Genomic DNA, 24,923 nt, shown 5'->3' on the forward strand with positions numbered 1-24,923 from the left:
TGATAAGACTTTCACAGCATTAATAATTATAAATTGGCTTTCAATATCAGTAAATCTCATCTAATGAGAAAAAAAGATAAGCATATCCATCATGCTTGAGCGTCATTTTCCCTCTTAACCATAATGTCCCTCAATCAGCTGTAGCCAAGCCTCTTCATCGATAACCTCAACACCTAACTCCCCAGCTTTAGTCAATTTTGATCCTGCTCCAGGCCCTGCAACAAGAAGATCTGTTTTTTTAGAAAGTGAACCGGAAGTCTTTGCCCCTAATCGCTCTGCCAATGCTTTTGCTTCATCGCGAGACATATGCGCTAAAGTTCCTGTAAAAACTATGATCTTTCCCGCTAACGGTGAAGATTCTGTCAAAACAGGCTCCTCATCGAGAGGAGTCACTTCTTCAAGCAAAATAGCCAAAACCTCACGGTTATGGGCTTCTTGATAAAAATCAATAATTGCCTCCCCTACCTGTGGTCCAATTCCTTCAATATTGGTAAGCTCCAGCCAAGCTTCATTGCCTTCTTTATTTTCTTTCTCACATGGCATAAGTGCTTCCATCGCCGCAGTTTCAAAAGCTGTATAAGTTTGATAAGCCCGCGCAAGACGGCGTGCATTGACCTCTCCAACATGGCGAATGCCCAATGCAAACAAAAAACGACTGAGAGGAATTTTTCGACGTGCATTAATGGCATCATAAAGTTTGCGCACTGAAACAGCACCAAAACCCTCCATATTTTCCAAACGTACCAACGAGTTTTCTTGGCGCCGCTGTAAAGTAAAAATATCAGCAGGTGTATGAATCCGAAGCGTTTTTTCTTGAATATGAAAGAAAAACTCCACCTGTTTTTTTCCAAGCCCTTCAATATCAAAGGCATTGCGTGCAACAAAATGACGAATACGCTCAATCGCTTGTGCAGGACAGATAAGCCCACCGGTACACCGACGCACAGCTTCTCCTGCTTCACGAACAGCATGACTGCCACAAGCAGGACAAAGGTGAGGAAAAACAAAAGCAAAAGAATCTTTTTTACGTTTTTCCACAACGATATCAACAACTTGAGGAATTACATCGCCAGCACGTTGTATAATCACCGTATCGCCGATACGAATATCGCGCCCCTCACGAATGGGCTCTCCTTTATGACCAATTCCTTTAATATAATCCTCATTATGCAAACTTGCATTGGTCACCACCACCCCACCAACAGTAATAGGCGTAAGACGTGCAACAGGTGTTAATGCTCCAGTGCGCCCCACTTGAATATCAATGTCTTCCAAAAGTGCCGTAGCCTTTTCTGCTGGAAATTTATGCGCAATAGCCCAACGCGGCGAACGAGAAACAAATCCCAAACGCTTTTGGAGCATCAAATCATTAACCTTATAAACAATGCCATCAATATCATAGTTTAAAGAATAACGGCGTTCTTCGATATCATGATAATAGGAAATAATTTCTTCTACTGTCTTAAAAAATTTTGTTAATGGATTGATAATAAAGCCATATTTTTCGAGATTTTTTATCATCTCCATTTGGCTTTCTGCAAATATTTTGCTCACCTCACCACAACCATAAGCAAAAAATCGCAGCTTTCTGCTAGCAGTTATCCGTGAATCCAGTTGACGCAGTGATCCAGCCGCAGCATTTCGAGGGTTAGCAAAGGTTAACTTACCCTTCTCTTGCTGGCTGATATTAAGCGCTTGGAAATCCTCCCGTCCCATATAAACTTCACCACGAACCTCAAGAATATCAGGAAATTTGCCTTGCAAAACTTTTGGAATATCAGAAATTGTTCGTGCATTCGCTGTCACATTTTCACCAACTGCTCCATCACCCCGCGTTGCAGCACATACAAGCCGCCCTTTTTCATAGCGCAAAGACAACGATAAACCATCAATTTTTGGCTCCGCCGTTATTTCTAATATTTGTGTTTCTGAAAACCGTAAAAAACGACGCACACGTTCAACAAATTCAGTAACATCTTCAGAGCTAAACGCATTATCAAGGGAAAGCATCGGTTGTGTATGAACAGATTTTTCAAACTTTTCAGAAACCGGTGCTCCAATTTTATGTGAAGGAGAGTCTATACGAACGAGTTCGGGAAAGAGAGCTTCAATTTCTGCGTTACGCTGGCGAAGAGCATCATATTCAGCATCAGAAATTTCAGGTTGATCATCACGATTATAAAGCACATCATGACGTGCAATCTCTTTTGCTAACCACTCTAATTCACTTTCTGCTTCAAGAGCAGTGAGGTTTTTAATTCCGTCCTTGTTCATAAAATCTATTCCAAATGATGGTCTATAGTCATAAAAATCTCACTCTTTAAATTATAAAGTGAACTCAAATGAACACACGCTTGTCAGTAAAATAATTAATAAGCGATATTTTTATCGTTAAATCACTGAATCTTTATGCAAGAAGTTTTTGAGCAGCAGCTCGTGCTTCCTCGGTAATCTGTTCTCCTGCCAACATACGAGCAATTTCTTCTGCACGCTCCTCCTCTTCCATTTTATGAAGAACAGTCATAAAGCACCCCTTATCATCACTTTCAATCTTTGAAATAAGAAAATGACTATGCGCTTTCGATGCAACTTGGGGTGCATGCGTAATAGCAAAAACCTGAATCTTTTCCGACAAACGTTGCAACCGTTGCCCAATAGCGGCCGCAACAGCGCCCCCAGCACCTGTATCAATTTCATCAAAAATCAACGTGGGAGCTGATCCGCGATCAGATAACACAACCTTTAATGCCAATAAAAAGCGAGACAATTCACCACCAGAAGCAACACTCAGCATGGGGCCAGCCCGTGTTCCAGGATTGGTCCGCACCCAATATTCAATACGATCACACCCCTCTGCACTTCGCCTTTCAACATCAGTCTGCATTTCAACAATAAATTCTGCCTTTTCTAATTTTAATGCCGGCAACTCAGCCATAACACTTTCAGATAAATGCTTTGCTGTTTCTCGACGTTTTATTGTTAAGGTTTGTGCCAATGTATCATAATTTTTCTGTGCCTCTCTTGCCTCATCTTCAAAACGCATTAACGTGTTCTGAGCCTCTTCAAAATCAGTAAGTTCAGCATCCATTTTATCGCGTAACTGAACCAATTCATCCGCAGAAACTTGATATTTACGCGCAAAACCGCGAAGCGTAAAAAGACGCTCTTCTATCCGTTCCAATTCATCAGGTTCAAAATCCAATGCCCGTATTGCTGTCTCAATGCCTTCTTGTGCTGTTGCAAGTGCATGCAACGCATCGTCAAGTGATTTCACCACTGGTGTAATGAGCTCTTCTGCCTCAGGGATTTTTCGCTCCAAACGCCTCACCAAATTAGAAAGCACCGGAACTGGCGATTTTTGACCACTCAAAAGATCATCAGCTTCCTTAATATCCGTCGCTATTTTTTCTAACTTAAGCATATCCGCACGACGAAGAGAAAGAGCCTCCTCTTCACCAACTTGAAAATCAAGCTTTTCAAGCTCTTCCACACACGCCCGAAGATAATCCATCTCGCGCGTTGCATTTTCTACTTTAAGACGCTGTTGTTGCAAACGCTCTTCACATTCATGCCATACCCGATAACATTGACGTAAATTTTCCACGTCACCTTCAAGCCCCCCAAAGGCATCTAATAACTGGCGATGTGTCGCAACATCAACAAGCGCACGATCATCATGCTGTCCATGGATTTCAACCAAGTGACAACCAACACTCCGCATCAATGCAACACTCGCCACCTGATCATTGATAAAGACACGACTGCGTCCATCACTCGATTGCACACGTCGTAAAATAATATCCCCTTCATCATCAAGACCATTCTCACGAATAAGCTGACGTGCAGGATGTGAAAGAGGGACATCAAAAACAGCGGTGACCTGTCCGCGATCAGTACCATGACGCACAAGCAAAGCATCTCCCCGTCCCCCAAGAGCAAGCGACAAAGCATCAAGTAAAATAGATTTTCCCGCCCCTGTTTCTCCAGTTAAAACCGTCAACCCCGCCGTAAAATGAATATCGAGCGTTTCGATCAAAACAATATTATGAATCGAAAGCTGTACGAGCATGAGAGAATCAACGAGCCCTCTTCTTATCACCACCTAAAGCATTTGAGATCCAAGAAGATTTATGCTCATGTGGCACTATTTTATTCTTCTGCAAGAGATTATAAGAAAATTTATACCACTCACTTTTGGGATAATTCCGTCCTAAAATAGCTGCTGCCGTTTGTGCTTCCGCCGTTAAACCAAGAGCCAGATTAACTTCCGTTAAGCGGAAAAGCGCTTCTTCAATTTGATTTGTATCGGAATACTCTTCAACGACGGTACGAAACCTTCTACTTGCAGCAAGATAACGCCGCCCTTCTTCATAATAACGGCCAATCTGCATTTCTTTACCAGCCAATTGTTCACGCCCGAAACGTATTTTATCCTTAGCATCCTTGACATATTCAGAATTAGGATAACGCTCTATAAGGAGCTGCATCGCAGCAATAGCGCGTTTGGTATCACGTTGATCACGCGTAACATCAGGAATCCGACGAAAAGAAGAAAGACCAATAATATAGTACGCATAAGCCGAGTCACTAGACCCTGGATAAAGAGTAATATAGCGTTGAGCCATACTAATTGAATCATCATATTTTCCGAGACGATAATTTGTAAAGGCCCCCATGACTAAAGATTTACGGCCCCAATCTGTATAAGCATACTGTTTTTCAATCTTCAAAAACTTTTTCGCAGCATCTCCAAGCCGCCCACTCTCAAGGCTCGCAAGCCCCTGATTATAGAGAACATCTGGTGGATCCATTTTTAAAACATAAGCAGATGGATCAAGGGTATTTTTCTCTTTAAAGAGACATCCCGCTAACATACAGGTGCTTCCCAAAAGCACCACCCCTAATATCTTGCGTACAATGCTAGATTTTCTATATGCCATACTTCTAATGCACACATGAGATTTTTTCATAGTTTTTCCGGCCTCCACAGAATACCACTTTTGTAGCAAAAATAATTTATTAAAAGTTTTTATACCATATCACTTTAAAATGCACATAACCAATTTAGCAATTTAGGTCAATCATCCCCTTAAAAATCAAAAAAACAATAAAAAAATCTTTTCAATTTTCCTTTACTCTTTCTCTAAAGAGCTTTTTTCGTAATATGATTCGTCTGCCAAAATAGCTTTCACCAATTTTGCATTAATTCTATGGCCACTACAGTAAGAACGAAATAATCCAATAAAAGGCCCTCCAAGTAAAGCAGTATCACCAATCGCATCAAGCATTTTGTGCCGAACACATTCATTTTCCCAATAAGGACCATCAGAATTTAAAATTTTGTCATCAAAACCGATAACAAGAGAATTTTCCAAAGAAGCGCCTCTCGCCTTTCCAGAAAGCCGTAATTTTTCCACGTCTTTAATAAAACCAAAAGTACGTGCACGTGACAAATCATCTCGAAACCCTTGTGTGGTAAGATCAAAACTGAAATGTTGCCTACCAATGGCAGAAGAAGGAAAAGAAATCGTTATATCAAAACGACGCCCATCAAATGGCAAAAGCTCTGCAAAACCATGAGCGTCTTCAACCCGTAACGGCTTTTTTATCATGAAATAAGAACGGTATGCATTTTGCTGGACAATACCAACATCCTCAAAAGCTTGACAATATTGCCATGCAGAACCATCTAAAATAGGGATCTCATTATGCGACACTTCAATCACAAGATTATCTAAATTATAAGCAGCAATGGCTGCCATCAAATGTTCAATTGTTTCAACCCTTACTTCTCCACCTCCAAGCACCGTTGATAACTCAGTTTCTCCCATTTGCGATGCATGGGCTTGAAATATTTTCTCTGTTCCGTCTAATCCACGACGTTTAAAAAGAATACCACATCCAACATCGGCTGGACAAACCTTGACCTCTGACAAACAGCCACTATGAACGCCAATCCCCTTAAATGTTACTGCTTTTTTAAGAGTAGACTGATATCTTGGCACTAAATTCATCATATTATTTTATTGCATTTCTTTTACATCTTTTAACAAAATTTATAAAACTATAAAAAAAATATTCATAGTAAATAATAAAAAAACCGCTTGTTATAAGCGGTTTTTTTTAAAACAAAGTATTTTATCTAAAATAACAGTATATTTTACTTTATAAATTCTGACTCATCGCCAAAGAAGATATAAAATTTCTTACTTTGCCTCATTTTTTACCAATTAATTTGCCTGACGACGTAAAAACGCCGGTATTTCTAACTGATCTTCTTCACTGATAAAAGTACGCTGATCTTGTGGAACCTGAGGATGCAACTCACCAGAACGGCGTGGAATATAAACAGAAGCATCTTGAGAAAGCGCCTGAGATTTTTTATTGTAAAGAGAAGACTCTTGCTGCTGTGACGATCTCACAGCAGGTTCTAACCTTGCTTCTGGCTCTTCATCCTCACGATGTGTCAAGCTCTGTTTCAAACGCTGCCAAAGATTACGAGGACCTTGATCAGTCACAGATGTTCTTTGTCTCTGTCCATGAGCAACAGGAGGAAAATCCTTTAACTCAGGCATCCGCATTGGAGCGCGCGCTTGCATATGTTGTGTTTGTTTTGGTTGTACTAGCTTTTCTTTTTGCTTTACAACCCCTGTCATCTCATCAAGAACATGCGCTGTAGCCTCCATGCTCACAGGAACCGTCATAGTTTGTTGAGAAATACGACCTCCTTGCATACGTGGAGCATTTGATATCTGATCCTGCACAACATTTGAACCATAAGCAACAGCTTTTGTCGCATTTCGTGTCGCCATTGCTTCTGCAGGCTGTGCAAAAATTTGACTTTTGGGACGAAACTGTTCTCCCGTTGGCTTACCTTTTTCTATTTCAAGTGATTCGATAACTTCTACCATTGATTCAGAACGCAAAGGCGGTGACTGAACATGAAAAGAACTGTGTGGCGTTCCAGGATCATTCTTGCGTATTGAAGAAGTTTGCCTTTGGAGCTGAGGCTGAGAGGGCTGAACCACATCACTAACCTCACGATCAATACCGGTGGCAACCACAGAAACACGAATAACACCTTCTAAGGACTCATCATCAATGGCGCCAAAGATCACATTCGCATCAGCATCCACTTCTTCACGAATACGATTAGCAGCTTCATCAACCTCAAAGAGGGTCATATCACGCCCACCTGTAATAGAAATCAATAAACCACGTGCTCCACGCATAGAGGTATCATCCAACAATGGGTTTGCAATAGCCGCTTCAGCAGCAGCCAAAGCTCGTCCCTCACCAGATGCTTCACCTGTTCCCATCATGGCTCGGCCCATTTCGTGCATAACAGAACGAACATCAGCAAAATCGAGGTTAATCAAGCCCTCTTTAATCATCAAATCCGTAATGGAAGCAACACCAGAATAAAGCACTTGGTCAGCCATAGCAAAAGCATCAGCAAACGTTGTTTTATCATTCGCAATACGGAAAAGATTTTGATTGGGAATAACAATCAATGTATCGACAGACTTTTGTAATTCTTCAATACCAGCCTCTGCCGTTTTCATCCGACGCGCCCCTTCAAACTGAAATGGCTTTGTCACAACACCAACGGTCAAAATACCTTTTTCACGCGCTGCGCGCGCAACAACGGGAGCAGCCCCTGTTCCAGTTCCGCCCCCCATACCAGCAGTAATAAAAACCATATGAGAGTCTGCAAGATGATCGATAATTTCATCAATACATTCCTCTGCCGCGGCTTGTCCAACTTCTGGTAAAGCCCCAGCACCCAAACCTTCTGTCACAGCAGCACCAAGCTGGATAACACGTTCAGCCTTTGACATAGCCAAAGCCTGTGCATCCGTATTAGCAACAACAAAGTCAACTCCCTGAAGACCAGCATTTATCATATTATTCACGGCATTCCCGCCACCACCTCCAACACCAAAAACGGTAATGCGTGGCTTCAATTCCGCGATATCTGGCCGATGCAGATTAATCGTCATTTTCTTTTCCTTCTCATAAGACACCGCAAGCCAAAGCGATGAAATTTATCCAACTAGACTTAACTAAAAACTCTCACGCAACCACTGACCAACACGCTGAAAATACCCACGCGTGCCCATCGATAAATGATTTCCTGCCGCCTGCATTGTTTTTTCTTCAAAACCCACCAATTGCGGATAAATTAACAACCCAACAGCAGATGTAAACGCCGCCCCTTTTGCAAGAGTAGGAAGCCTTGAAATCCCTAAAGGCCGCCCGATACGAACATTTCTTCCTAATATAGTACGTGCCATTTCTGGCAATCCTGTTAACTGGCTTGCTCCCCCAGTTAAAATAACACGCTTACCAATGATGTGACCAAAACCAGAACGATTTAAACAATCACGCACCATTTCTAAAATTTCTTCAACACGCGCACGAATGATGCGACCAAGAACCGCGCGAGGATATTGCGTTTCACGCTGTTCACTGCCAATTTCTGCGACATTAATCATTTGCCGCTCATCGGCACTTGTTAAAAGTGCTGAACCATAAACAACTTTTAAACGTTCCGCTTCTGTTAGAGACATAGAAAATCCGCGCGCGACATCAAGAGTGACATGATGCCCGCCAACAGCAAGAGCATCCGCATGAACAAATTTTCCTTCAAAAAACACTGAAAACGTTGTTGTTCCACCACCAAAATCAATACATGCAGCTCCTAAATGAGCCTCATCATTCATCAAGACAGCAAGACCACTTGCAAAGGGAGTAGCAACCATTGCTTCAACACTCAAATGTGCACGATTAATACACGTTTCTAAATTACGCAAAGAGGCTGTTTCTGCGGTTACCACATGTACATCGACACCAAATATTTCCCCTGCCATGCCGACGGGGTCAGAAATTCCTTTATCTCCATCCAAGATATAAGAAACTGGAACTGAGTGCATAATATGACGTTCAGCATCAAAAGCTTTACGCGAAACATCTGAAAAGGCCATACGCATATCACGCTTAGTGACTTCACGACCATTCAAATCGACCTTTCCATGAATCAAAGCACTTTGTAATCGACTTGAGGAAAAATTCACAATTACTGAATCCACCACCAAACCAGCCATTTTTTCTGCCGCATCAACAGCCAAGCGTATGGATTGTTCTGCTGCAAACATATCCATGACAACACCAGATTTAATACCGCGTGAACGCTGTACTCCAAAGCCTAGAATTTCCATAGAATGCGTACGACCATGTAAATAGTGTGCATACTTCAAAGGACGCAAACAGGCAATCAGACAGACAATCTTACTTGAGCCAACATCAAGAACCGTTAAAAAACGTGTCTTACGCCCCCCCCGATGATGTGATCTGAACAACATCATGGGTTTCCTACCTTTCGCGCCTTTAAAATACGCTCTTCTTCTGCGACACGAGCTTGATAACGCTCCAACGTTTCATCTGATAAAGAAACAGTAATTCGATCAGCAAGACGTAAATCAACACTGAGAACATCGCGTGATAAAAGATCTTTCATTGTACCGGATGAAATAAGAGAGGAAAGCCTTTCAAGAGCACCATTTTCAGGCAGCATAACGCGCATTCCATTATCCAAAACAAGATCCCAACGCCGATCACCTACCCGTACAAAAGCACGAACACGATCATACACTTGCCGATAAACTGACAGCGCTTGAATAAATCCTTTAGCTGCATTTTGCGCACCCTGCCCAACCACAAGAGGCAAATCCCGAACAATTCCTCCTTTAAAGGGCACAATGACACGCCCCGTATGATCAACAATATCCATTATGCTATCATGTTGCCAAATAGCATAAGGCTCACGCTCCACGATGGAAATACGCATTCTATTGGGATAAATTTTTTGAACATTTGCCGATTGAACCCAAGCCTGTTTTTCCAAAAGAGAACGCGCTCTTTCAACATCAAAAGTGAATATAGAGGGCGCAACATCAAGTCCTAAAATTTTCAAAATATCTTGCTTTGCCAAGCGCTTATTACCACTGATATCGACTTGCGTGACCACAAAGCCACTATCCGATATGATCGTGTTTACAATCACAGCCATCTGACCACTTGATGAAAGTCCATAAAAAGCTGTCACAAAGAAAAACCATACAACAGCAAAAGAACCGAAATGGCGCGGAATATGAATATTGACAAAAACAAACTCAAACATAAAGCGAAGAAAACGACGATAAAGACGTGGTAAAGCCGGCACTAAAAGTACCTCCATCGGAACATTTGTTTTATTAACATTCAACGCATACATGATGCGTCCTCCACCATCCATTGAACAATATCGCCGTAAGTACGACCGCTCGCTTTTGCAATATCAGGAAGAAGAGACGTCGATGTCATACCGGGTTGCGTATTAATTTCAAGCCAAACCAATTCTCCCGTTTTCTCATCAAAACGAAAATCAGAACGGCTAACACCTCGACACCCTATCGCCTGATGGGCTGCTAAAGACATTCTTTGCACACTTTGGTAAATATTTAGTGAAAGTTGTGCAGGACAAATGTGAAGAGAACCACCCGTCTTATATTTTGAGTCATAATCGTAGAATGGAAAATGTTGGTTGGGGAGAATTTCACACACATCCAGCACTTCATTGCCTAAAACAGCGCAAGTCAATTCACGACCAGGAATATATTTTTCAACCATCACCTCATCGGCATATCCCCAATCAGCTCCCCCAATATTATTAGGTGGTGCTGCTTCATTTTCCTGGACAATGACAACACCAAAACTTGATCCTTCACACACAGGCTTAATGACATAAGGAGGCTCCATGGGATGCACTTGCCCAACAGCAAAGCGATTCATAATACGAGAAGGAGCAACACAAACCCCCACACTTTCAACAATAATTTTTGCACGCCCCTTATCCATGGCCAAAGCAGATGCCATCACACCAGAATGAGTATAAGGAATTTTTAAATATTCAAGAATCCCCTGAATCCGGCCGTCTTCACCAAATGGGCCATGCAATGCATTGAAAGCAATATCAGGCTGCAACTGTTCAAGAACAGAAGCAATATGAGCATCAACATCCACGCGGCTCACGCGATACCCTTGCATCTCAAGAACATCAGCACAAGCCGTTCCTGAAGATAAACTTACAGACCGTTCAGAAGAAAAACCTCCCATTAACACAGCTATATGTTTATCTCTCATAATCAATCACCCTCTTTCGCATACTATATGTAGTCTATACAGAAGACATCAGCACCACATACAGGAAAAACAAAGTTTATCCTTGCGAATCAATAACCTAGCATTTTGCATAATGAATCAGACTCAAAAGCCTGATGCAAGAGATTCTTTGTTAATTTATTGATTCTTAATAGAAATTTTTTATTATCTCTTTGAAATGACTCAATTTTTTATTGACACTTTTTTAGTGAACAATAAATCAATGAAATGGATCAAAAGGAGAAACACTTCGACCCTGCTCAAATTGACCGATACGCTCTATTTCCCATTGTAAAAGGTGGGCTGAATGTGCAAAAACACGCGCACGTACTGTTTCTCCCAATGCTTCAAGATCATAGCCTGTTGCTTGGCCTGTATTAATCATAAAATTACAGTGCATTTCACTCATTTGAGCACCACCAATCTGTAAACCACGACACCCTGCTTCATCAATAACGCGCCACGCGGATGTATTCTCAGGATTTTTGAAGGTTGAGCCTCCTGTCTTTTCACGAATAGGTTGCACTGTTTCTCTGTGGAGGGCAACTTCATCCATAGCAGCACGAATAGTATCTCTATGACCGGGCTCACCTTCCAATAAAGCAGCCGTAAAAATAAAATCTTTAGGAATATCACAATGGCGATAAGAATAATGCATATCTTTCAAATTTAAGATATGACGTTGTCCTTTACGATCCAGCGCATAGACCTCAACAACACGTGCGGCTGTTTCAACACCATTCGCCCCCGCATTCATTTTGAGAGCCCCTCCAAGACCACCAGGAATACCATGATAAAAATGAAAACCTGCAATTTCTGCCTTTAAAGCAGCGGCAGCTAAATGTTTATCCGCCGTACCAGCACCAACTAAAAAACCTTTTGAAGAAACTTGCTGCACTTGCCCAAAATTTTTAGGTGAAAGACGAATCACGACCCCCGGAACGCCCCCATCACGCACCAGAAGATTAGAACCGATACCTACAATTGTTACGGGAACAGTTTCAGGCAAATTTTGAAGAAAGAGAGCCAAATCTTCTTCATCAACAGGCTGATAAAAAAGCTCTGCTAACCCACCAGTGCGAAACCATGTCACCTTACGCATCTCAACATTCGGCGTAAGCTTGCCTCTGACATTACCCAACAGCGGTTGCAATTGCGCCAATAGCGCCTCACCATCAATGTTCTGAAAATTTATCATGACCACCAAGTCCCGACAACTGATGAGGCAACGCACAAGCCCATTGGGTGATATTGCCCGCACCAAGAAAAACAACATAATCCTCTGGCTGCGCAAATTTTGAGACAAGAGACACAACATCTTCCAGACCATGGATCAAACGCACATCACGATGACCAGCCATTTTAATATGCTCGACCAATTCTTGCGAACCAAAGCCTACAATAGGCTCTTCACCAGCCGCATATACGGGGGTAATCAACACTGTATCGGCATCATTAAAACAAGTAGCAAACTCATCAAATAAATGATGCAAACGTGAATAACGATGCGGTTGTGCAATGGCAATGACACGCCCTTTTGCACTCTCACGTGCGGCGCGCAAAACAGCCTTTATTTCAACAGGGTGATGTCCATAATCATCAAATATTTCAATACCACGCCAACTTCCTGTTCGGGTAAAACGTCGTTTTACGCCCCCAAATTCCGCTAAGCCCTTCTTTATCAATTCATTTGAAATGCCAAGTTCATGCGCAATGGCTATTGCCGCTGTTGCATTGGCAACATTATGTTCTCCTGCCATGGGCAGGAGCAAATTTTTCAACTCAATCTTTCTTCCTGTCTTGCGTGAACGAATAAGAACATCAAAATACGTTTTTTGACCATCCATCGAAAGATTAAGAAAACGAACATCCGCTTGTGGATTTGCACCATAAGTAATCACCCAACGATCATCAATACGACCCGCCAATGACTGAACCTCTGGATGATCAAGGCACAAAACAGCAAAACCATAAAAAGGAACATTTTCTACAAATTGTCGAAAAGCTGCGCGGACAGCATCAAAACTTCCATAATGATCCAAATGCTCAGCATCAATATTGGTAACGACAGCAATATCAGCAGGCAGTTTTAAAAATGTGCCATCGCTTTCATCGGCTTCAACAATCATCCAATCGCCCTCTCCTGTCCGAGAATTCGTACCATAAGCATTAATAATACCGCCATTAATCACCACCGGATCAAAATGACCAGCATCAAGAAGCGCTGCGACCATTGATGTGGTCGTTGTTTTACCATGTGTACCACCCACTGCAATTGCACGCCTAAACCGCATCAGCTCGGCAAGCATTTCTGCACGTCTGACAAGCGGCAAATGTCTTTCCTTTGCAGCAATATACTCAGGATTTGTTTTTTTAACGGCAGTAGAAAAAACAACAACCTCAGCATTTCCTAAATTTTCAGCACAATGACCGATATGAACGTTAATTCCTTTTCTCTTCAAACGTTCAACATTGGCACTCTCAACTTGATCAGACCCTTGAACTTTATAGCCAAGATTATAAAAAACCTCCGCAATTCCACTCATACCGATCCCCCCGATTCCAATAAAATGGATAACGCCTATATCAAGTGGCATTTTCATCAAAAAGCTCCTCTTTTATATCTGACAACAATCGCCCTGCAATTAAGGCTTCAGCCATATCAGCAAGGCAACACGTTGCACGAGGTTGCCCAACTTTTTTTGCAGCAAGCGCTTGTTTTTCCAATAAATGGGGTGCACAACAAGCTTGCGTTAGAAGAGTCGCAAGTTTTTGCGCATTTAAATCTTTTTCTAATATAATTTGCGCACCACCCACACGTGCAAGAAGGGCAGCATTGGCAGACTGATCATGATCCAAAGCATGAGGATAAGGAATAAGCAAAGCAGGTCTACCAATCACCGCTATCTCACAAACCGATGAAGCACCAGCACGCGACAAAATAAAATGGGCATGCGCCATACGTTCAGCCATATCATCAAAGAAAGGAGCAACCTCAGCTTGTACACCCATATCACGATAGGTTTTAATCAACTCTACTGCTTCACCTCGAATTTGCTGTACAATGCGCAAGCGTTTACGGTTCTGATCATCAAGCAAAGCAATCGCTTCTGGAACAATATGTGAAAAAAAAGAAGCCCCTTGGCTACCCCCAAAAATCAAAAAATAAAATGGCTCATCACCTGTAGAAGGCTGATAGGAAATTGCAGCCGCCTTCAACACAGCCTTACGCACTGGATTCCCCGTCAAAAGCGTTTTATGAGCATAAGGACCATGTGGGGACAACAAACCACCAGCGATTGCACGCACAAAAATTGCCAACATCCGGTTGGCACGCCCCATAACAGCATTTTGCTCATGAATAAATGTTACACGCCGCATTAAGGCCGCAATAAAAAGAGGAGGAAAACTCGGATACCCCCCAAAACCACCAACCAGAACAGGACGTAATTTATAAAACAGCCCCAACGATTGCCCCATACCTTTAAGCAAAGACCAAAACGTTTTTATCAAAGCAAAAGGATGACGTCGTGTAAATGTTGCCGATGAAACGATATGTATATGTTCTTTATCAAAGCTCCTTACAAAAGATCGCGCTCTTTCATCTGTTATTAAATGAACATCATATCCACGTCGCCTTAATTCAACAGCAAGTGCTTCAGCAGGAAAAAGATGTCCACCAGTACCCCCCGCCACTAAAACAATAACTTTTTTATCATTCATGAAGAGCTATCCAAGACAGAAGAAGAAAAAGCTGAAAGGCGTGCTTCTGGCCAACGACGTGTTAAACTGAGTAAAATTCCCATTGAAAACGCAATTGCCACCATTGATGAACCACCATAAGAAATAAACGGCAATGTCATGCCTTTGGGAGGGATTAAATGAAGATTAACAGCCATATTAATAGCTGATTGAAAGCCTATCATCATGGCTATACCCGTAATACCTAGACGTATAAAGGAATCACGCGTATTCATAGCTATATATAATGAACGCATAACGATAAAGCCAAAAAGCATCATAATTAACAAACAAAGAATAATACCATATTCTTCCGCAGCAACAGAAAATACAAAATCTGTATGGCTATCAGGAATGATCCGTTTTACTGTTCCCTCTCCGGGACCTTGCCCAAACCAACCACCATTTAAAATAGCCTCACGTCCTACATCCACTTGAAAGGTATCTCCTTCCCCTGTCAAAAAACCATTGATACGATCGCGCACATGGGGCAGAAAAAGATAAGCGAGAATAATTCCTACAACGCCGAAAATAAGAAAGAAAAAAATAACCGTAAGAGGCACACCAGCAATAAAAAACAGCCCTCCCCATGTTGCACTTATTAAAATTGTTTGTCCAATATCAGGCTGTAAAACCAGAAGAACACAACAAATGGCATAAAGGAGAGTTGCTAACATGTAACCTGGAATTCCCCTCCTGCGTATCTGCTCTGAAAAAAGCCAAGCGGACATCACCACAAAAGCTGGCTTCATAAACTCTGAAGCTTGTACAGAAAAACCAAAAAGCAAAATCCACCGTCGTGCTCCCTTTAATTCAGGGCCCCAAAATAGGGTCGCAATCATAAGAGCAAGCGTTACAATGAGCAAAAGAGCACATAAGCGACGAATATTAGGAAGCGAAAAAAAAGAAATGGTAACCATCGTAAAAAATGCTGAAATGCTAAAAATGATATGCCAGCGAACAAAATAAAAACTATCAGCAATTCCGATTTTTTTTGCAATAGTGGGGCTAGCAGCAAAAGACAGCATAATGCCAATCCCCATTAAAATTAAACAAGCCGCAAAGATAGAGCGATCAATCGTCCACCACCAATTCGCAATTGGGTCCCTATCTGCACGCGTAATCATTTATAGCCACCTTATCCGTTTTATAAATTGTCTTAAAGTGATAAGGTTCCCCAACCTATTCAACAAACACTTTAAAAACTAAATTACACAAAAAAAGATTCTGGAGTCTTAACGTAAAAATATTTTTTATAAGAGATGCTTCTTGTTATTGTAATTGCATCACCAAAGAGATAAATGCTTCGCCCCGCACTTCATAATTTTTAAATTGGTCATAACTTGCACAAGCAGGTGACAAAAGAACCACCACCTCCTTTGCCTTGCAATGCATTGCGTCAATGGTGGCTTCACGCACTGCACTTTCCAAAGTTAAGCTCATAGAAAAGGGAAAAGAAGATCCAATAATGCGCGCAAATTCTTCTGCTGCACTCCCAATCAAATAGGCTTTACGAATTTTAGGAAAAAATTCTCTAAGAGACTCAATTCCTCCCTTTTTTGCCTGCCCCCCAACAATCCAAAAAATATCATTAAAAGCGCAAAGTGCTGGCGCTGTTGCATCTGCATTCGTCGCCTTGCTATCATTAATAAATAAAACCGCCCCCATTTTACGAACTTGCTGCATACGATGAGGCAGTCCTTTATAGCTTGCTAAATGCTTGCTTATAGAGGGATCGGTTATTTTTAAAGCTTGCAAAGTTGCCAAGGCCATAAGAGCATTTTGTGCATTATGACCTCCGCGCAAAGCAGACATAGAAGCAAGATCTGCAAGCATATGTCGCTGTCCTTGACGGACAGAAAAGAGCTTGGTCCCCTCTGCATAAAAACCATTTTTAACAAAATGATCCTTGGAAATTGCCTTAATTGGATACCCCTCGTGAAGCAATTGTTGATACAACATCTCACAAGCTGCATCATCAACGGAAATAAAAGCCTGAGAAGCCTGAGCAACCAGATGCCTTTTGGTTTGCACATAACCAGCAAAACTCCCATGACGATCAATATGATCAGGTGACAAATTCAATAAAAGCCCAATGGTTGGCTGAAGAGAGGGTGTAAGATCAATTTGAAATGATGAACATTCAATCACATAGATACGTTGTTTAACAAAAGGCTTAAGCGTCAATATTGCATTTCCAATATTTCCCCCCATTTGCACATCATAACCCATTTTTTCCAACAAATGTGCAAGCAAAGCCGTTGTTGTCGACTTTCCATTCGTCCCCGTAATCGCAATGAAAGGAACATCCTCATCACAAAAACCATAACGCTGTAAAAAATGATGGCGCGCACGAACAAATAATTCAATATCACCGATAATTTCTATATTTGCTTGACGTGCTTTTTCAACAACCCAATGGGGTTTAGGATAATTTAAAGGAACGCCAGGTGCGAGAATCAATGCCACAAATTCTGACCAATCTTCACCGTGAAGATCTCTTGTTGGAATATTTTGCCGAAAAGCTGCTTGCACACTCGCAGGATGATCATCCCATGCCACCACTTCTGCACCGCCACGCATCAACGCTTGTGCCGTTGCTAATCCAGACTTCCCTAATCCAAACAGAGCAACTTTTTTCCCCTTATAACACGCAACAGAAATCAAAATCTCACCGCAATTTAAGTGTTGAAAGACCAATGAGAGCAAGAACAATTGAAATAATCCAGAAGCGTATCACCACTTGGCTTTCAGTCCAGCCTTTTTTCTCAAAATGATGATGGATTGGTGCCATAAGAAACACGCGTTTTCTTGTCAATTTGAAATAACCAACCTGAATAACGACTGAAAAAGCTTCCACAACAAACAGCCCACCAATAAGAGCCAAAACAATTTCGTGCTTCGTAGCAACCGCCACAGTCCCCAATAGACCTCCAAGAGCCAACGAGCCGGTATCCCCCATAAAAATAGCAGCAGGCGGTGCATTAAACCATAAAAAACCAAGCCCTGCCCCCACAACAGCTCCCAATAAAACAGCCAGTTCACCTGTTCCCGATACATAGTGTATTTGGAGATAATCAGCAAAGTTCATATTAACACAAAGATAAGCAATCAAAGCAAAAGATAAGGCCGCAACCATCACAGGAACAATCGCAAGACCATCAAGACCATCCGTCAAATTAACGGCATTCCCCGTGGCGACAATAACAAAAGCAGAAAAAGGAATGAAAAACCAACCTAAATCAATAAGATAATCTTTCAAAAAAGGCAAAGCGAATCCAGTTGAGCCAATTTGCAGGATGATAAAAGCAGCAATTGCTGCAACAACAAACTCCAAGCTGAGACGTGCTTTCCCAGAAAATCCTTTGTCTGTTTGTTTTGTAACCTTAAGATAATCATCATAAAATCCAATGGCTCCAAAAGAAAGCATAACCAAGAGCGACACCCAAAAATAAATATTCGATAAATTACACCACAAAAATGCCGATACAACAATGCCGGTTAAAATCATCAATCCACCCATTGTAGGTGTTCCAGCCTTTTTAAAATGTGTTTGAGGACCATCGGCACGAATTGGTTGCCCTTTGCCCTGCCGCAACTTAAGAGAAGCAATGATGCTAGGTCCAAACAAAAAAACAATGAGTCCCGAAGTCAGCATCGCTGCTATCGTGCGAAAAGTAATGTAGCGAAAAACATTCACACCTGGAAGCCAATCACTCAACGAAGAAAAAAACAGCATCATGGGACAAAAAACCTCTTAAAACTATGAAGAAACCGCTTTATAGCGCTCAAGCAATGCCGTCACAATATTTGATGAACAAAGGCTATTGGATGATTTAATCATCAAGAGATCCCCAGGAGAAATTTCTTCCAAAAGAAGCGGTAAAATTTTCTCAATATTTTCAGCATAATAAACCTCAACATCAGCAGATAAATCACTGACTAAAGATTTCATCGCCTCACCAAATAAAAAAACGGGATTAGCACCAGAAAGACGTATTGGCTCCCTTAAATCACGATGAAGCTTTTCACTATACCCCCCTAACTCTAGCATATCCCCTAAAACAGCAATTCGCCGCCCCCCTTCCCCAACGGGTCCTGTCGCAAGAAGCTCAAGAGCCGCACGCATAGATGCGGGATTAGCATTATAGCTTTCATCAATGAGATAAAATTCGCCTCCATTCGATAAAGACAACCGATAACGAACACCACGCCCTTTTTGAGAAGAAAAATGGCTCAAAGAAAGCACAATAGGATCCAAATCAACACCAATAGCATCACAAGTCGCAAGAACAGCTAAACTATTTTGCACAATATGGCGTCCAGGAGCACCAATTTTGACCTGCCTATCCTGTCCTTCAATGCGCACCATCATAGAAGAACAATCGGTTAAAAGACATATATCCCGCGCTTGATAATCAGCATTTTCAGCCTCACCAAAGCTTAAGATCTTTTTCACACCACATTGCTTTGCTTTTTGAACGAGATAAGAAAAAAAATTACTATCTGCATTTAAAATGGCAATGCCCTCTTCATCCAACCCTTCAAAAATTTCAGCTTTTGCCTCTGCTATTTCTTCAAGATCTTTGAAAAAACCCATATGTCCTGCACAAATATGCGTAATGAGAGCAACATGCGGACAAACCAGTTTAACCAGAGGGCGAATTTCATCTTTATGATTCATGCCAATTTCAAAGATACCATAATCACTCTCCATCGGCATCCGCGCTAAAGTAAGCGGAACCCCCCAGCAATTATTGAAAGAAGCGAGATTGGCATGAACCTTCCCAGCCGTTGCAAGGACTTGTTTTAAAGCTTCTTTTGTTGTTGTTTTTCCCACCGATCCTGTTATCGCGATAATTTTAGCTCTTGAACGTTTGCGTGCAGCTTTCCCAAGTTTTTCTAGGGCTTGCAAAACATCAGGAACAACAATCAATGGAGCCGATATCTTTTCCATATCCTTCAAACGGTGTTCTGCAACAATAAGAACGCCTGCACCTCGTGCATAAGCCTGCGCAGCAAAATCATGTCCATCAAGATGATGCCCCTTGATGCAGAAAAAAATATCGCCTTCTGCAAGAGTACGGCTATCAATGGAAACACCAGGAAAAGTTTCTGGCACGTTTCCCATTACAATACCATCAATAGCCGCAACAAGTGCTTGTTTATCCCATAAAGCTGTCATTTCCTCCGGTCCTCTAGAGCTTCTATCGCTTTCAAACGATCTGAAAAAGGATACGTTGTCTGCCCTATAATTTGGCCATCTTCATGACCTTTTCCAGCAATGATGAGTGTATCACCAGCTTTCAAAAGCCCCACCGCATAAGAAATAGCTTCACCACGATCTGCTATCTCTGTGGCTGTTGGGACCGCCAGTAAAATATCCTTGCGTATTTTTTCTGGTATTTCTGTACGCGGATTATCATCCGTTACAATAACAATATCCGCTTTATCCGCTGCAATTTTTCCCATCAAAGCTCTTTTTCCTTGATCTCGATCTCCTCCACAACCAAAAACAACAACCAAACGTCCTTGCGTAAAGGGACGAACAGAAAGCAAAACCTGCTCCAAAGCTTCTGGTTTATGCGCATAATCAATATAAACAGGCGCATTATTTTCTGTCTTTCCAACAAGCTCCAACCGACCAGGAGCACCCTGCAAAGTTTCAAGTGCAGAAAAAACCTTATCAGGAGAAAGGCCCGTTGCAATGGCTAGCCCAGCCGCCACAAGTGCATTGGTTACCTGAAAATCTCCAGCTAAAGGCAAATCAAATGTATAAATCTTATTTTCCACACGACATTCGATACACTGTTTTGAGCGTTGATGTTCAACGCGATTAATTGTGATAAATTGTCCCTTACGTCCAATTGTCAAGACACGGCGGCGCGCTTGTGTAACAGCATCAATAACTTTTTGTGAATAGACATCATCAGCAAAAATCAAAGCAGGAGCAGATACAGGCAAAAGTGTATCAAACAACCTCATTTTAGCCCGCAAATAATCCTCTACGCATTTGTGATAATCCATGTGATCTCGCCCTAAATTGGTAAAGGCACCAGCCGTTAAACGGACTCCATCAAGGCGTCCTTGATCAAGCCCATGTGAAGAAGCTTCAAGAGCGGCATGGGTTACACCTTCACGAGAAATTTCACAAAGAAGACGGTGCAAGACAACCGGATCAGGTGTTGTGAGAGAACCATAATCATTCCGGTGAGGTGAAACAACACCAACTGTTCCTATACTGGCAGCACACAATCCAACATGAGACCAAATTTGCCGAATAAAAGAAACAACAGATGTTTTACCACTTGTACCCGTTACAGCCACGACCGTTTCAGGCTGAGAACCGTAAAAACGGGCAGCGGCCAACGCGAGACTATGACGAACATTAGAAACACGTAAAATTGGAACAGATAAATCCTCAAGAACAGCCTCGCAATCCGTAACGATTGCGCATGCTCCCCGCTTTATCGCATCATTGATATAGTCTCTTCCATCCCCTTGTTTTCCTTGAACAGCAACAAAAACATAGCCCGGCAAGACTTGTCGAGAATCTGCACTGATCCCTGTTATTTCCATTGAAGAAAGCTTCTGATCTTCAAGACATTCTGTAAAAACTGTTCCAAACAACATAACGACGCACCTTTATATTCATTTTACCGCTGTTTAACGAAATTTGAATGGCTCTTTTGACCTAAAAGAGGCTCATATTCTTTTTTAAAATCGGGTTTTACACCAAGAAAACTGGCTGAGCGACGAACAATATTCGCAAGCATCGGTCCAGCATTCATCCCTGCTGTTGCGGAATGTTTTCCCTCCTCTGGCTTAGGTTCATCAATAATTGTTAAAACAACATAAGCAGGATCATCAATCGGAAAAGCAGCCAGAAAACTATTGAAATTTTTTGTTTTAGAATATTTCCCATTTTCAACTTTCTCAGCTGTTCCTGTCTTCCCCCCCACCCGATAGCCTTCTACTTTTGCATTACGTCCAGAGCCAATATCACTATTTAATTTATAAAGGTAACGCATATTTTGACTTGTTTTAGCTTTCAAAACCTGTTTTGCATGGTGCAAAGTTTGTTCTTTTGTTCGTTTTAAAAATGTCGGTGTAATCAACCAACCACCATTCATTAAAGCAGCAGCCCCAACAGCTGTTTGCAAAGGTGTTGTCGCCATACCATGCCCAAAAGAAATTGTCATAGAATGGATATCCTTCCAATGATGGGGCACAATAGGATGGGCAACTTCAGGCAACTCTGTTGTAAGGCGATCTAAAAGCCCAAGTTTTTGTAAAAAATCGCGATGTTTATCAATCCCTATCGCCAATGCCTCTTTAGCAGAACCAATGTTGGAAGAATAAATAAAAACCTCCCATAACGTTAAAGGACGGTTTTTTCCGTGAAAATCATGGATCGTGTAGCCACTACTTGCTTTTATGGGCTTTGAGGCATCAATAATACTGTTTAAGTGAAAAATATCGGAATCAAGGGCCATGGCGGTTGTAAAACTTTTAATGATCGACCCCATTTCAAAGGTTCCAGCCGTCATCCGATTAAGACGATCACTTTTTAAAGCTTCAATAGGATTTCCAGGATCAAAATCTGGGAGTGATGCCAAAGCCAAAATTTCCCCCGTATGTATATTTAAAATAACAGCGCCTGCAGCAATTGCCTTATAACGCTTCATAGCCTGAATAAGTTCATCATGAACAATTGCCTGAAGTCGCACATCAATCGAAAGCTGAACTTGTTTTAACGATTCTTCCACGGCAAGACCAGCTGCACGCAGAGCACTCAACCCCGTATCATCAATATATTTTTCCATACCTGCAATGCCCTGATTATCAACATTGACCATGCCGAGAATATGGGAAGTTATGGGTCCATCGGGATAAAAACGACGAATTTCAGTCCGAAAACCAATTCCTGGAATACCAAGAGCCATAATTTGCGTTTTCTGCATGGGTGTTAACCCACGCTGTATCCAAGAAAAACCGGTTTTTCTTTTTAAACGCTTATAGGTTTCCTGCCAATTGAGATCAGGCAAAACTGTTGAAAGCAATTCAATTGTTTCATCCACATCAATAATACGTCGTGGCTCAGCAAAAAGTGAATAGGTTTTAATATCTGTTGCTAATAGCCGACCATTACGATCAACAATATCAGGTCGTGCCGTCAATTGCAGAATGCTTGGCCCTTTTGCTTCTTCAATCTGTCCACCTTCCAGCCCGTAAGAAATAAGGCAAGCTCCCATGATGCCATATAAAATTAAAAAGCAGAACAACGAAAAAAGTAAACGTGGACGACCAGAGTACGAACGACGAACAGAAACATGATGATGATTCAACGAATCCTTTAAGCGCTTTTTTTTCTTTGAGAATAAAAAGGACGATTTCATTGCTGTGCGCCTTTTTGAACAACGCGATTGACTTGAGAAGCCCGATTATTTGCCAAAATATCCTGATGATCTTCCAAGATATTTTGTTTAATTATTTCTTCAATTGGATCGTGTTCTCGTACCGGAATATCTTTAAGCTCCACGATTTGATGCGGCTCTATAACCTCTAATCCAAGTTCTTTTTGATAACGTTTCGCAAGTTTTTGCATGCGTGAAGGCTTTATCATGACAGCCCACTCAGCATGAAGCAAACTCACGGTATTTTTTGCTGCAGCAATTTCATGCTCTAGATGACGAACCTCGCTCATTCGTTTTTGAACATCATATTTTACTTTATAGGTAAGACCTGCCATACAAATCATAATCATCACTAAAATCATATCAAATGTACGGAAAACTGTCATTTCTTGCCGCCTTCAAAACTGACAATTTCTGCTAAACCAAATAATTTCATATCTTCTGAAAGAGCTTCTGCTTCAGTCCGCACCCCCATACGCAATCTCGCAGAACGTGAACGAGGATTTTGCTGTAATTCCTCTTTATTTGCCGTTATTCCTCCTTTAAACAAAGGGGAAAATGTTGCTGGAGAATGCTTTATTTCAGGCAAATAGCGTGATCTCATACCTTCTCCAGAACGAGAGACAAAAAATCTTTTGACCATACGATCTTCAAGAGAATGAAAACTGACAACCCCCAAACGGCCTCCAGCTTTTAAAACGCGTTCAGCAGCAAATAAACCACGCGCTAATTCACCAATTTCATCATTAACATAGATGCGAAGAGCCTGAAATACCCGTGTTGCAGGATGAATACGATCTCCAGGCTTTCGCCCTACCAACGCCTCAATGGCATGCGCAAGATCACCTGTCCGCAAAAAAGGCTGAACAACACGACGCTTTTCAATCATTCGTGCAATTCGCCCTGCATAACGCTCTTCTCCTAAGATCTTAAAAATACGCGCTAAATCTCTTGCTTGTAGATGGTTTACAACATCGCTCGCTGTAAAACCCGTCTGAGCCATTCGCATATCTAAGGGACCATCTTTTTGAAAAGAAAAGCCTCTTTCTGCTTCATCAAGCTGCATTGAAGAGACACCAATATCCAAAATAACCGCATCCACCTTTTCTTCAACGACACGATCGAGCTGTGAAAATTCCATATGGACCAAACGAAGTCGTGGAAAAAATTCATCAACAAGGGGTTGACCAGCACCAATAGCATGCGGATCACGATCAAGAGCAATCACTTGTGCCCCTGCCTTTAACAAGGCGCGCGTATAACCACCAGCTCCAAAGGTGCCATCAATCACTTTTGCTCCAACCAATGGCATAAGCCCAGCCAAAACTGGCTGCAACAACACTGGAATATGGCGTTCAGCTCTTTGATCCTGTTTTGTCAAAATAATCCGTCTTGAAGTTATGCTGTTTCAAATCAACAGCTCTCTCATAGCAACCAATATCAGAATAACCCAACCCTCAACTTTCATATGAATGACTATGAACGAAAAAAGCTAAAGCTATCCCAAGACACATCCTAACGTATTATACTTAAAGAAATGTTATAATTTTTTAAAACACTCTT

The 24,923-nt window shown here is 41.7% G+C and carries 19 protein-coding genes; all 19 read right to left on the minus strand.

Translation table 11 applies throughout. The features are described from left to right. Positions 1-114 precede the first annotated feature (114 nt). The 19 genes from ligA to rsmH all read right to left on the minus strand — a co-directional run bounded on the left by ligA (position 115) and on the right by rsmH (position 24,741). Complete coding sequence (gene ligA, locus FJG96_RS07800; protein ID WP_139413450.1) at positions 115-2,274, minus strand: NAD-dependent DNA ligase LigA; 2,160 nt, start codon at positions 2,272-2,274, stop codon at positions 115-117. Positions 2,275-2,407: 133 nt separating this feature from the next. Next, the gene (recN, locus tag FJG96_RS07805) at positions 2,408-4,069 is read right to left on the minus strand and encodes a DNA repair protein RecN (protein WP_139413644.1); all 1,662 of its coding nucleotides are present in this window, start codon (positions 4,067-4,069) and stop codon (positions 2,408-2,410) included. Between the two features lie 7 nt (positions 4,070-4,076). Continuing rightward, positions 4,077-4,970 carry an outer membrane protein assembly factor BamD gene (locus FJG96_RS07810; RefSeq protein ID WP_139413451.1) on the minus strand — a complete coding sequence of 298 codons (894 nt, stop codon included), beginning with the start codon at positions 4,968-4,970 and terminating at the stop codon, positions 4,077-4,079. Positions 4,971-5,132: 162 nt separating this feature from the next. Next, positions 5,133-6,017, minus strand: a complete 885-nt coding sequence (gene lpxC, locus FJG96_RS07815) for a UDP-3-O-acyl-N-acetylglucosamine deacetylase (protein WP_139413452.1) — start codon at positions 6,015-6,017, stop codon at positions 5,133-5,135. 213 nt (positions 6,018-6,230) lie between these two features. Then, positions 6,231-8,003, minus strand: coding sequence for a cell division protein FtsZ (gene ftsZ / locus FJG96_RS07820; RefSeq protein WP_139413453.1), 1,773 nt, complete (start codon positions 8,001-8,003; stop codon positions 6,231-6,233). A 63-nt stretch (positions 8,004-8,066) separates the two neighbouring features. Then, a complete protein-coding gene (ftsA, locus tag FJG96_RS07825; protein ID WP_139413454.1) occupies positions 8,067-9,368 on the minus strand; it encodes a cell division protein FtsA in 1,302 nt (433 codons plus the stop codon). Next, positions 9,365-10,276 (minus strand): cell division protein FtsQ/DivIB, encoded by a 912-nt coding sequence (locus tag FJG96_RS07830; RefSeq protein ID WP_139413455.1) that lies wholly within the window; start codon positions 10,274-10,276, stop codon positions 9,365-9,367. Before FJG96_RS07830 ends, ftsA begins: the two co-directional genes overlap by 4 nt. Beyond that, on the minus strand, positions 10,264-11,184 hold the full coding sequence (locus tag FJG96_RS07835) for a D-alanine--D-alanine ligase (RefSeq protein WP_139413456.1): 921 nt from the start codon (positions 11,182-11,184) through the stop codon (positions 10,264-10,266). The genes FJG96_RS07830 and FJG96_RS07835 overlap by 13 nt, the downstream gene beginning before the upstream one ends. Positions 11,185-11,422: 238 nt before the next feature. Beyond that, on the minus strand, positions 11,423-12,400 hold the full coding sequence (gene murB / locus FJG96_RS07840) for a UDP-N-acetylmuramate dehydrogenase (RefSeq protein ID WP_139413457.1): 978 nt from the start codon (positions 12,398-12,400) through the stop codon (positions 11,423-11,425). Next, positions 12,378-13,805, minus strand: a complete 1,428-nt coding sequence (gene murC / locus FJG96_RS07845) for a UDP-N-acetylmuramate--L-alanine ligase (protein WP_139413458.1) — start codon at positions 13,803-13,805, stop codon at positions 12,378-12,380. The genes murB and murC overlap by 23 nt, the downstream gene beginning before the upstream one ends. Next, the gene (gene murG, locus FJG96_RS07850) at positions 13,789-14,925 is read right to left on the minus strand and encodes an undecaprenyldiphospho-muramoylpentapeptide beta-N-acetylglucosaminyltransferase (RefSeq protein ID WP_139413459.1); all 1,137 of its coding nucleotides are present in this window, start codon (positions 14,923-14,925) and stop codon (positions 13,789-13,791) included. Before murG ends, murC begins: the two co-directional genes overlap by 17 nt. Then, entirely contained in the window at positions 14,922-16,070 is a 1,149-nt protein-coding gene (locus tag FJG96_RS07855; protein WP_139413460.1) for an FtsW/RodA/SpoVE family cell cycle protein, read from the minus strand. The genes murG and FJG96_RS07855 overlap by 4 nt, the downstream gene beginning before the upstream one ends. 145 nt (positions 16,071-16,215) lie before the next feature. Continuing rightward, positions 16,216-17,610, minus strand: a complete 1,395-nt coding sequence (murD, locus tag FJG96_RS07860; RefSeq protein WP_139413461.1) for a UDP-N-acetylmuramoyl-L-alanine--D-glutamate ligase — start codon at positions 17,608-17,610, stop codon at positions 16,216-16,218. Positions 17,611-17,614: 4 nt separating this feature from the next. Beyond that, positions 17,615-18,685, minus strand: a complete 1,071-nt coding sequence (mraY, locus tag FJG96_RS07865; RefSeq protein ID WP_139413462.1) for a phospho-N-acetylmuramoyl-pentapeptide-transferase — start codon at positions 18,683-18,685, stop codon at positions 17,615-17,617. Positions 18,686-18,706: 21 nt separating this feature from the next. Then, positions 18,707-20,128 carry a UDP-N-acetylmuramoylalanyl-D-glutamyl-2,6-diaminopimelate--D-alanyl-D-alanine ligase gene (locus FJG96_RS07870; protein WP_139413463.1) on the minus strand — a complete coding sequence of 474 codons (1,422 nt, stop codon included), beginning with the start codon at positions 20,126-20,128 and terminating at the stop codon, positions 18,707-18,709. After that, positions 20,125-21,576, minus strand: coding sequence for a UDP-N-acetylmuramoyl-L-alanyl-D-glutamate--2,6-diaminopimelate ligase (locus tag FJG96_RS07875; protein ID WP_139413464.1), 1,452 nt, complete (start codon positions 21,574-21,576; stop codon positions 20,125-20,127). Before FJG96_RS07875 ends, FJG96_RS07870 begins: the two co-directional genes overlap by 4 nt. A gap of 23 nt (positions 21,577-21,599) precedes the next feature. Continuing rightward, positions 21,600-23,342, minus strand: a complete 1,743-nt coding sequence (locus FJG96_RS07880; RefSeq protein WP_139413465.1) for a peptidoglycan D,D-transpeptidase FtsI family protein — start codon at positions 23,340-23,342, stop codon at positions 21,600-21,602. Further along, entirely contained in the window at positions 23,339-23,746 is a 408-nt protein-coding gene (ftsL, locus tag FJG96_RS07885) for a cell division protein FtsL (RefSeq protein WP_139413466.1), read from the minus strand. The genes FJG96_RS07880 and ftsL overlap by 4 nt, the downstream gene beginning before the upstream one ends. Next, positions 23,743-24,741, minus strand: coding sequence for a 16S rRNA (cytosine(1402)-N(4))-methyltransferase RsmH (gene rsmH / locus FJG96_RS07890; RefSeq protein ID WP_139413467.1), 999 nt, complete (start codon positions 24,739-24,741; stop codon positions 23,743-23,745). The genes ftsL and rsmH overlap by 4 nt, the downstream gene beginning before the upstream one ends. Between the last annotated feature and the right edge of the window lie 182 nt (positions 24,742-24,923).

This window comes from Bartonella mastomydis (assembly GCF_900185775.1).
Taxonomy (GTDB): Bacteria; Pseudomonadota; Alphaproteobacteria; order Rhizobiales; family Rhizobiaceae; genus Bartonella; species Bartonella elizabethae.

Coding starts and splice junctions, on each gene's coding strand:
- ligA (WP_139413450.1), bottom strand. CDS start 2,274: ATGAACAAGGACGGAATTAAAAACCTCACTGCTCTTGAAGCAGAAAGT.
- recN (WP_139413644.1), bottom strand. CDS start 4,069: ATGCTCGTACAGCTTTCGATTCATAATATTGTTTTGATCGAAACGCTC.
- FJG96_RS07810 (WP_139413451.1), bottom strand. CDS start 4,970: ATGAAAAAATCTCATGTGTGCATTAGAAGTATGGCATATAGAAAATCT.
- lpxC (WP_139413452.1), bottom strand. CDS start 6,017: ATGATGAATTTAGTGCCAAGATATCAGTCTACTCTTAAAAAAGCAGTA.
- ftsZ (WP_139413453.1), bottom strand. CDS start 8,003: ATGACGATTAATCTGCATCGGCCAGATATCGCGGAATTGAAGCCACGC.
- ftsA (WP_139413454.1), bottom strand. CDS start 9,368: ATGATGTTGTTCAGATCACATCATCGGGGGGGGCGTAAGACACGTTTT.
- FJG96_RS07830 (WP_139413455.1), bottom strand. CDS start 10,276: ATGTATGCGTTGAATGTTAATAAAACAAATGTTCCGATGGAGGTACTT.
- FJG96_RS07835 (WP_139413456.1), bottom strand. CDS start 11,184: ATGAGAGATAAACATATAGCTGTGTTAATGGGAGGTTTTTCTTCTGAA.
- murB (WP_139413457.1), bottom strand. CDS start 12,400: ATGATAAATTTTCAGAACATTGATGGTGAGGCGCTATTGGCGCAATTG.
- murC (WP_139413458.1), bottom strand. CDS start 13,805: ATGAAAATGCCACTTGATATAGGCGTTATCCATTTTATTGGAATCGGG.
- murG (WP_139413459.1), bottom strand. CDS start 14,925: ATGAATGATAAAAAAGTTATTGTTTTAGTGGCGGGGGGTACTGGTGGA.
- FJG96_RS07855 (WP_139413460.1), bottom strand. CDS start 16,070: ATGATTACGCGTGCAGATAGGGACCCAATTGCGAATTGGTGGTGGACG.
- mraY (WP_139413462.1), bottom strand. CDS start 18,685: ATGATGCTGTTTTTTTCTTCGTTGAGTGATTGGCTTCCAGGTGTGAAT.
- FJG96_RS07870 (WP_139413463.1), bottom strand. CDS start 20,128: ATGACAGCTTTATGGGATAAACAAGCACTTGTTGCGGCTATTGATGGT.
- FJG96_RS07875 (WP_139413464.1), bottom strand. CDS start 21,576: ATGTTGTTTGGAACAGTTTTTACAGAATGTCTTGAAGATCAGAAGCTT.
- FJG96_RS07880 (WP_139413465.1), bottom strand. CDS start 23,342: ATGAAATCGTCCTTTTTATTCTCAAAGAAAAAAAAGCGCTTAAAGGAT.
- ftsL (WP_139413466.1), bottom strand. CDS start 23,746: ATGACAGTTTTCCGTACATTTGATATGATTTTAGTGATGATTATGATT.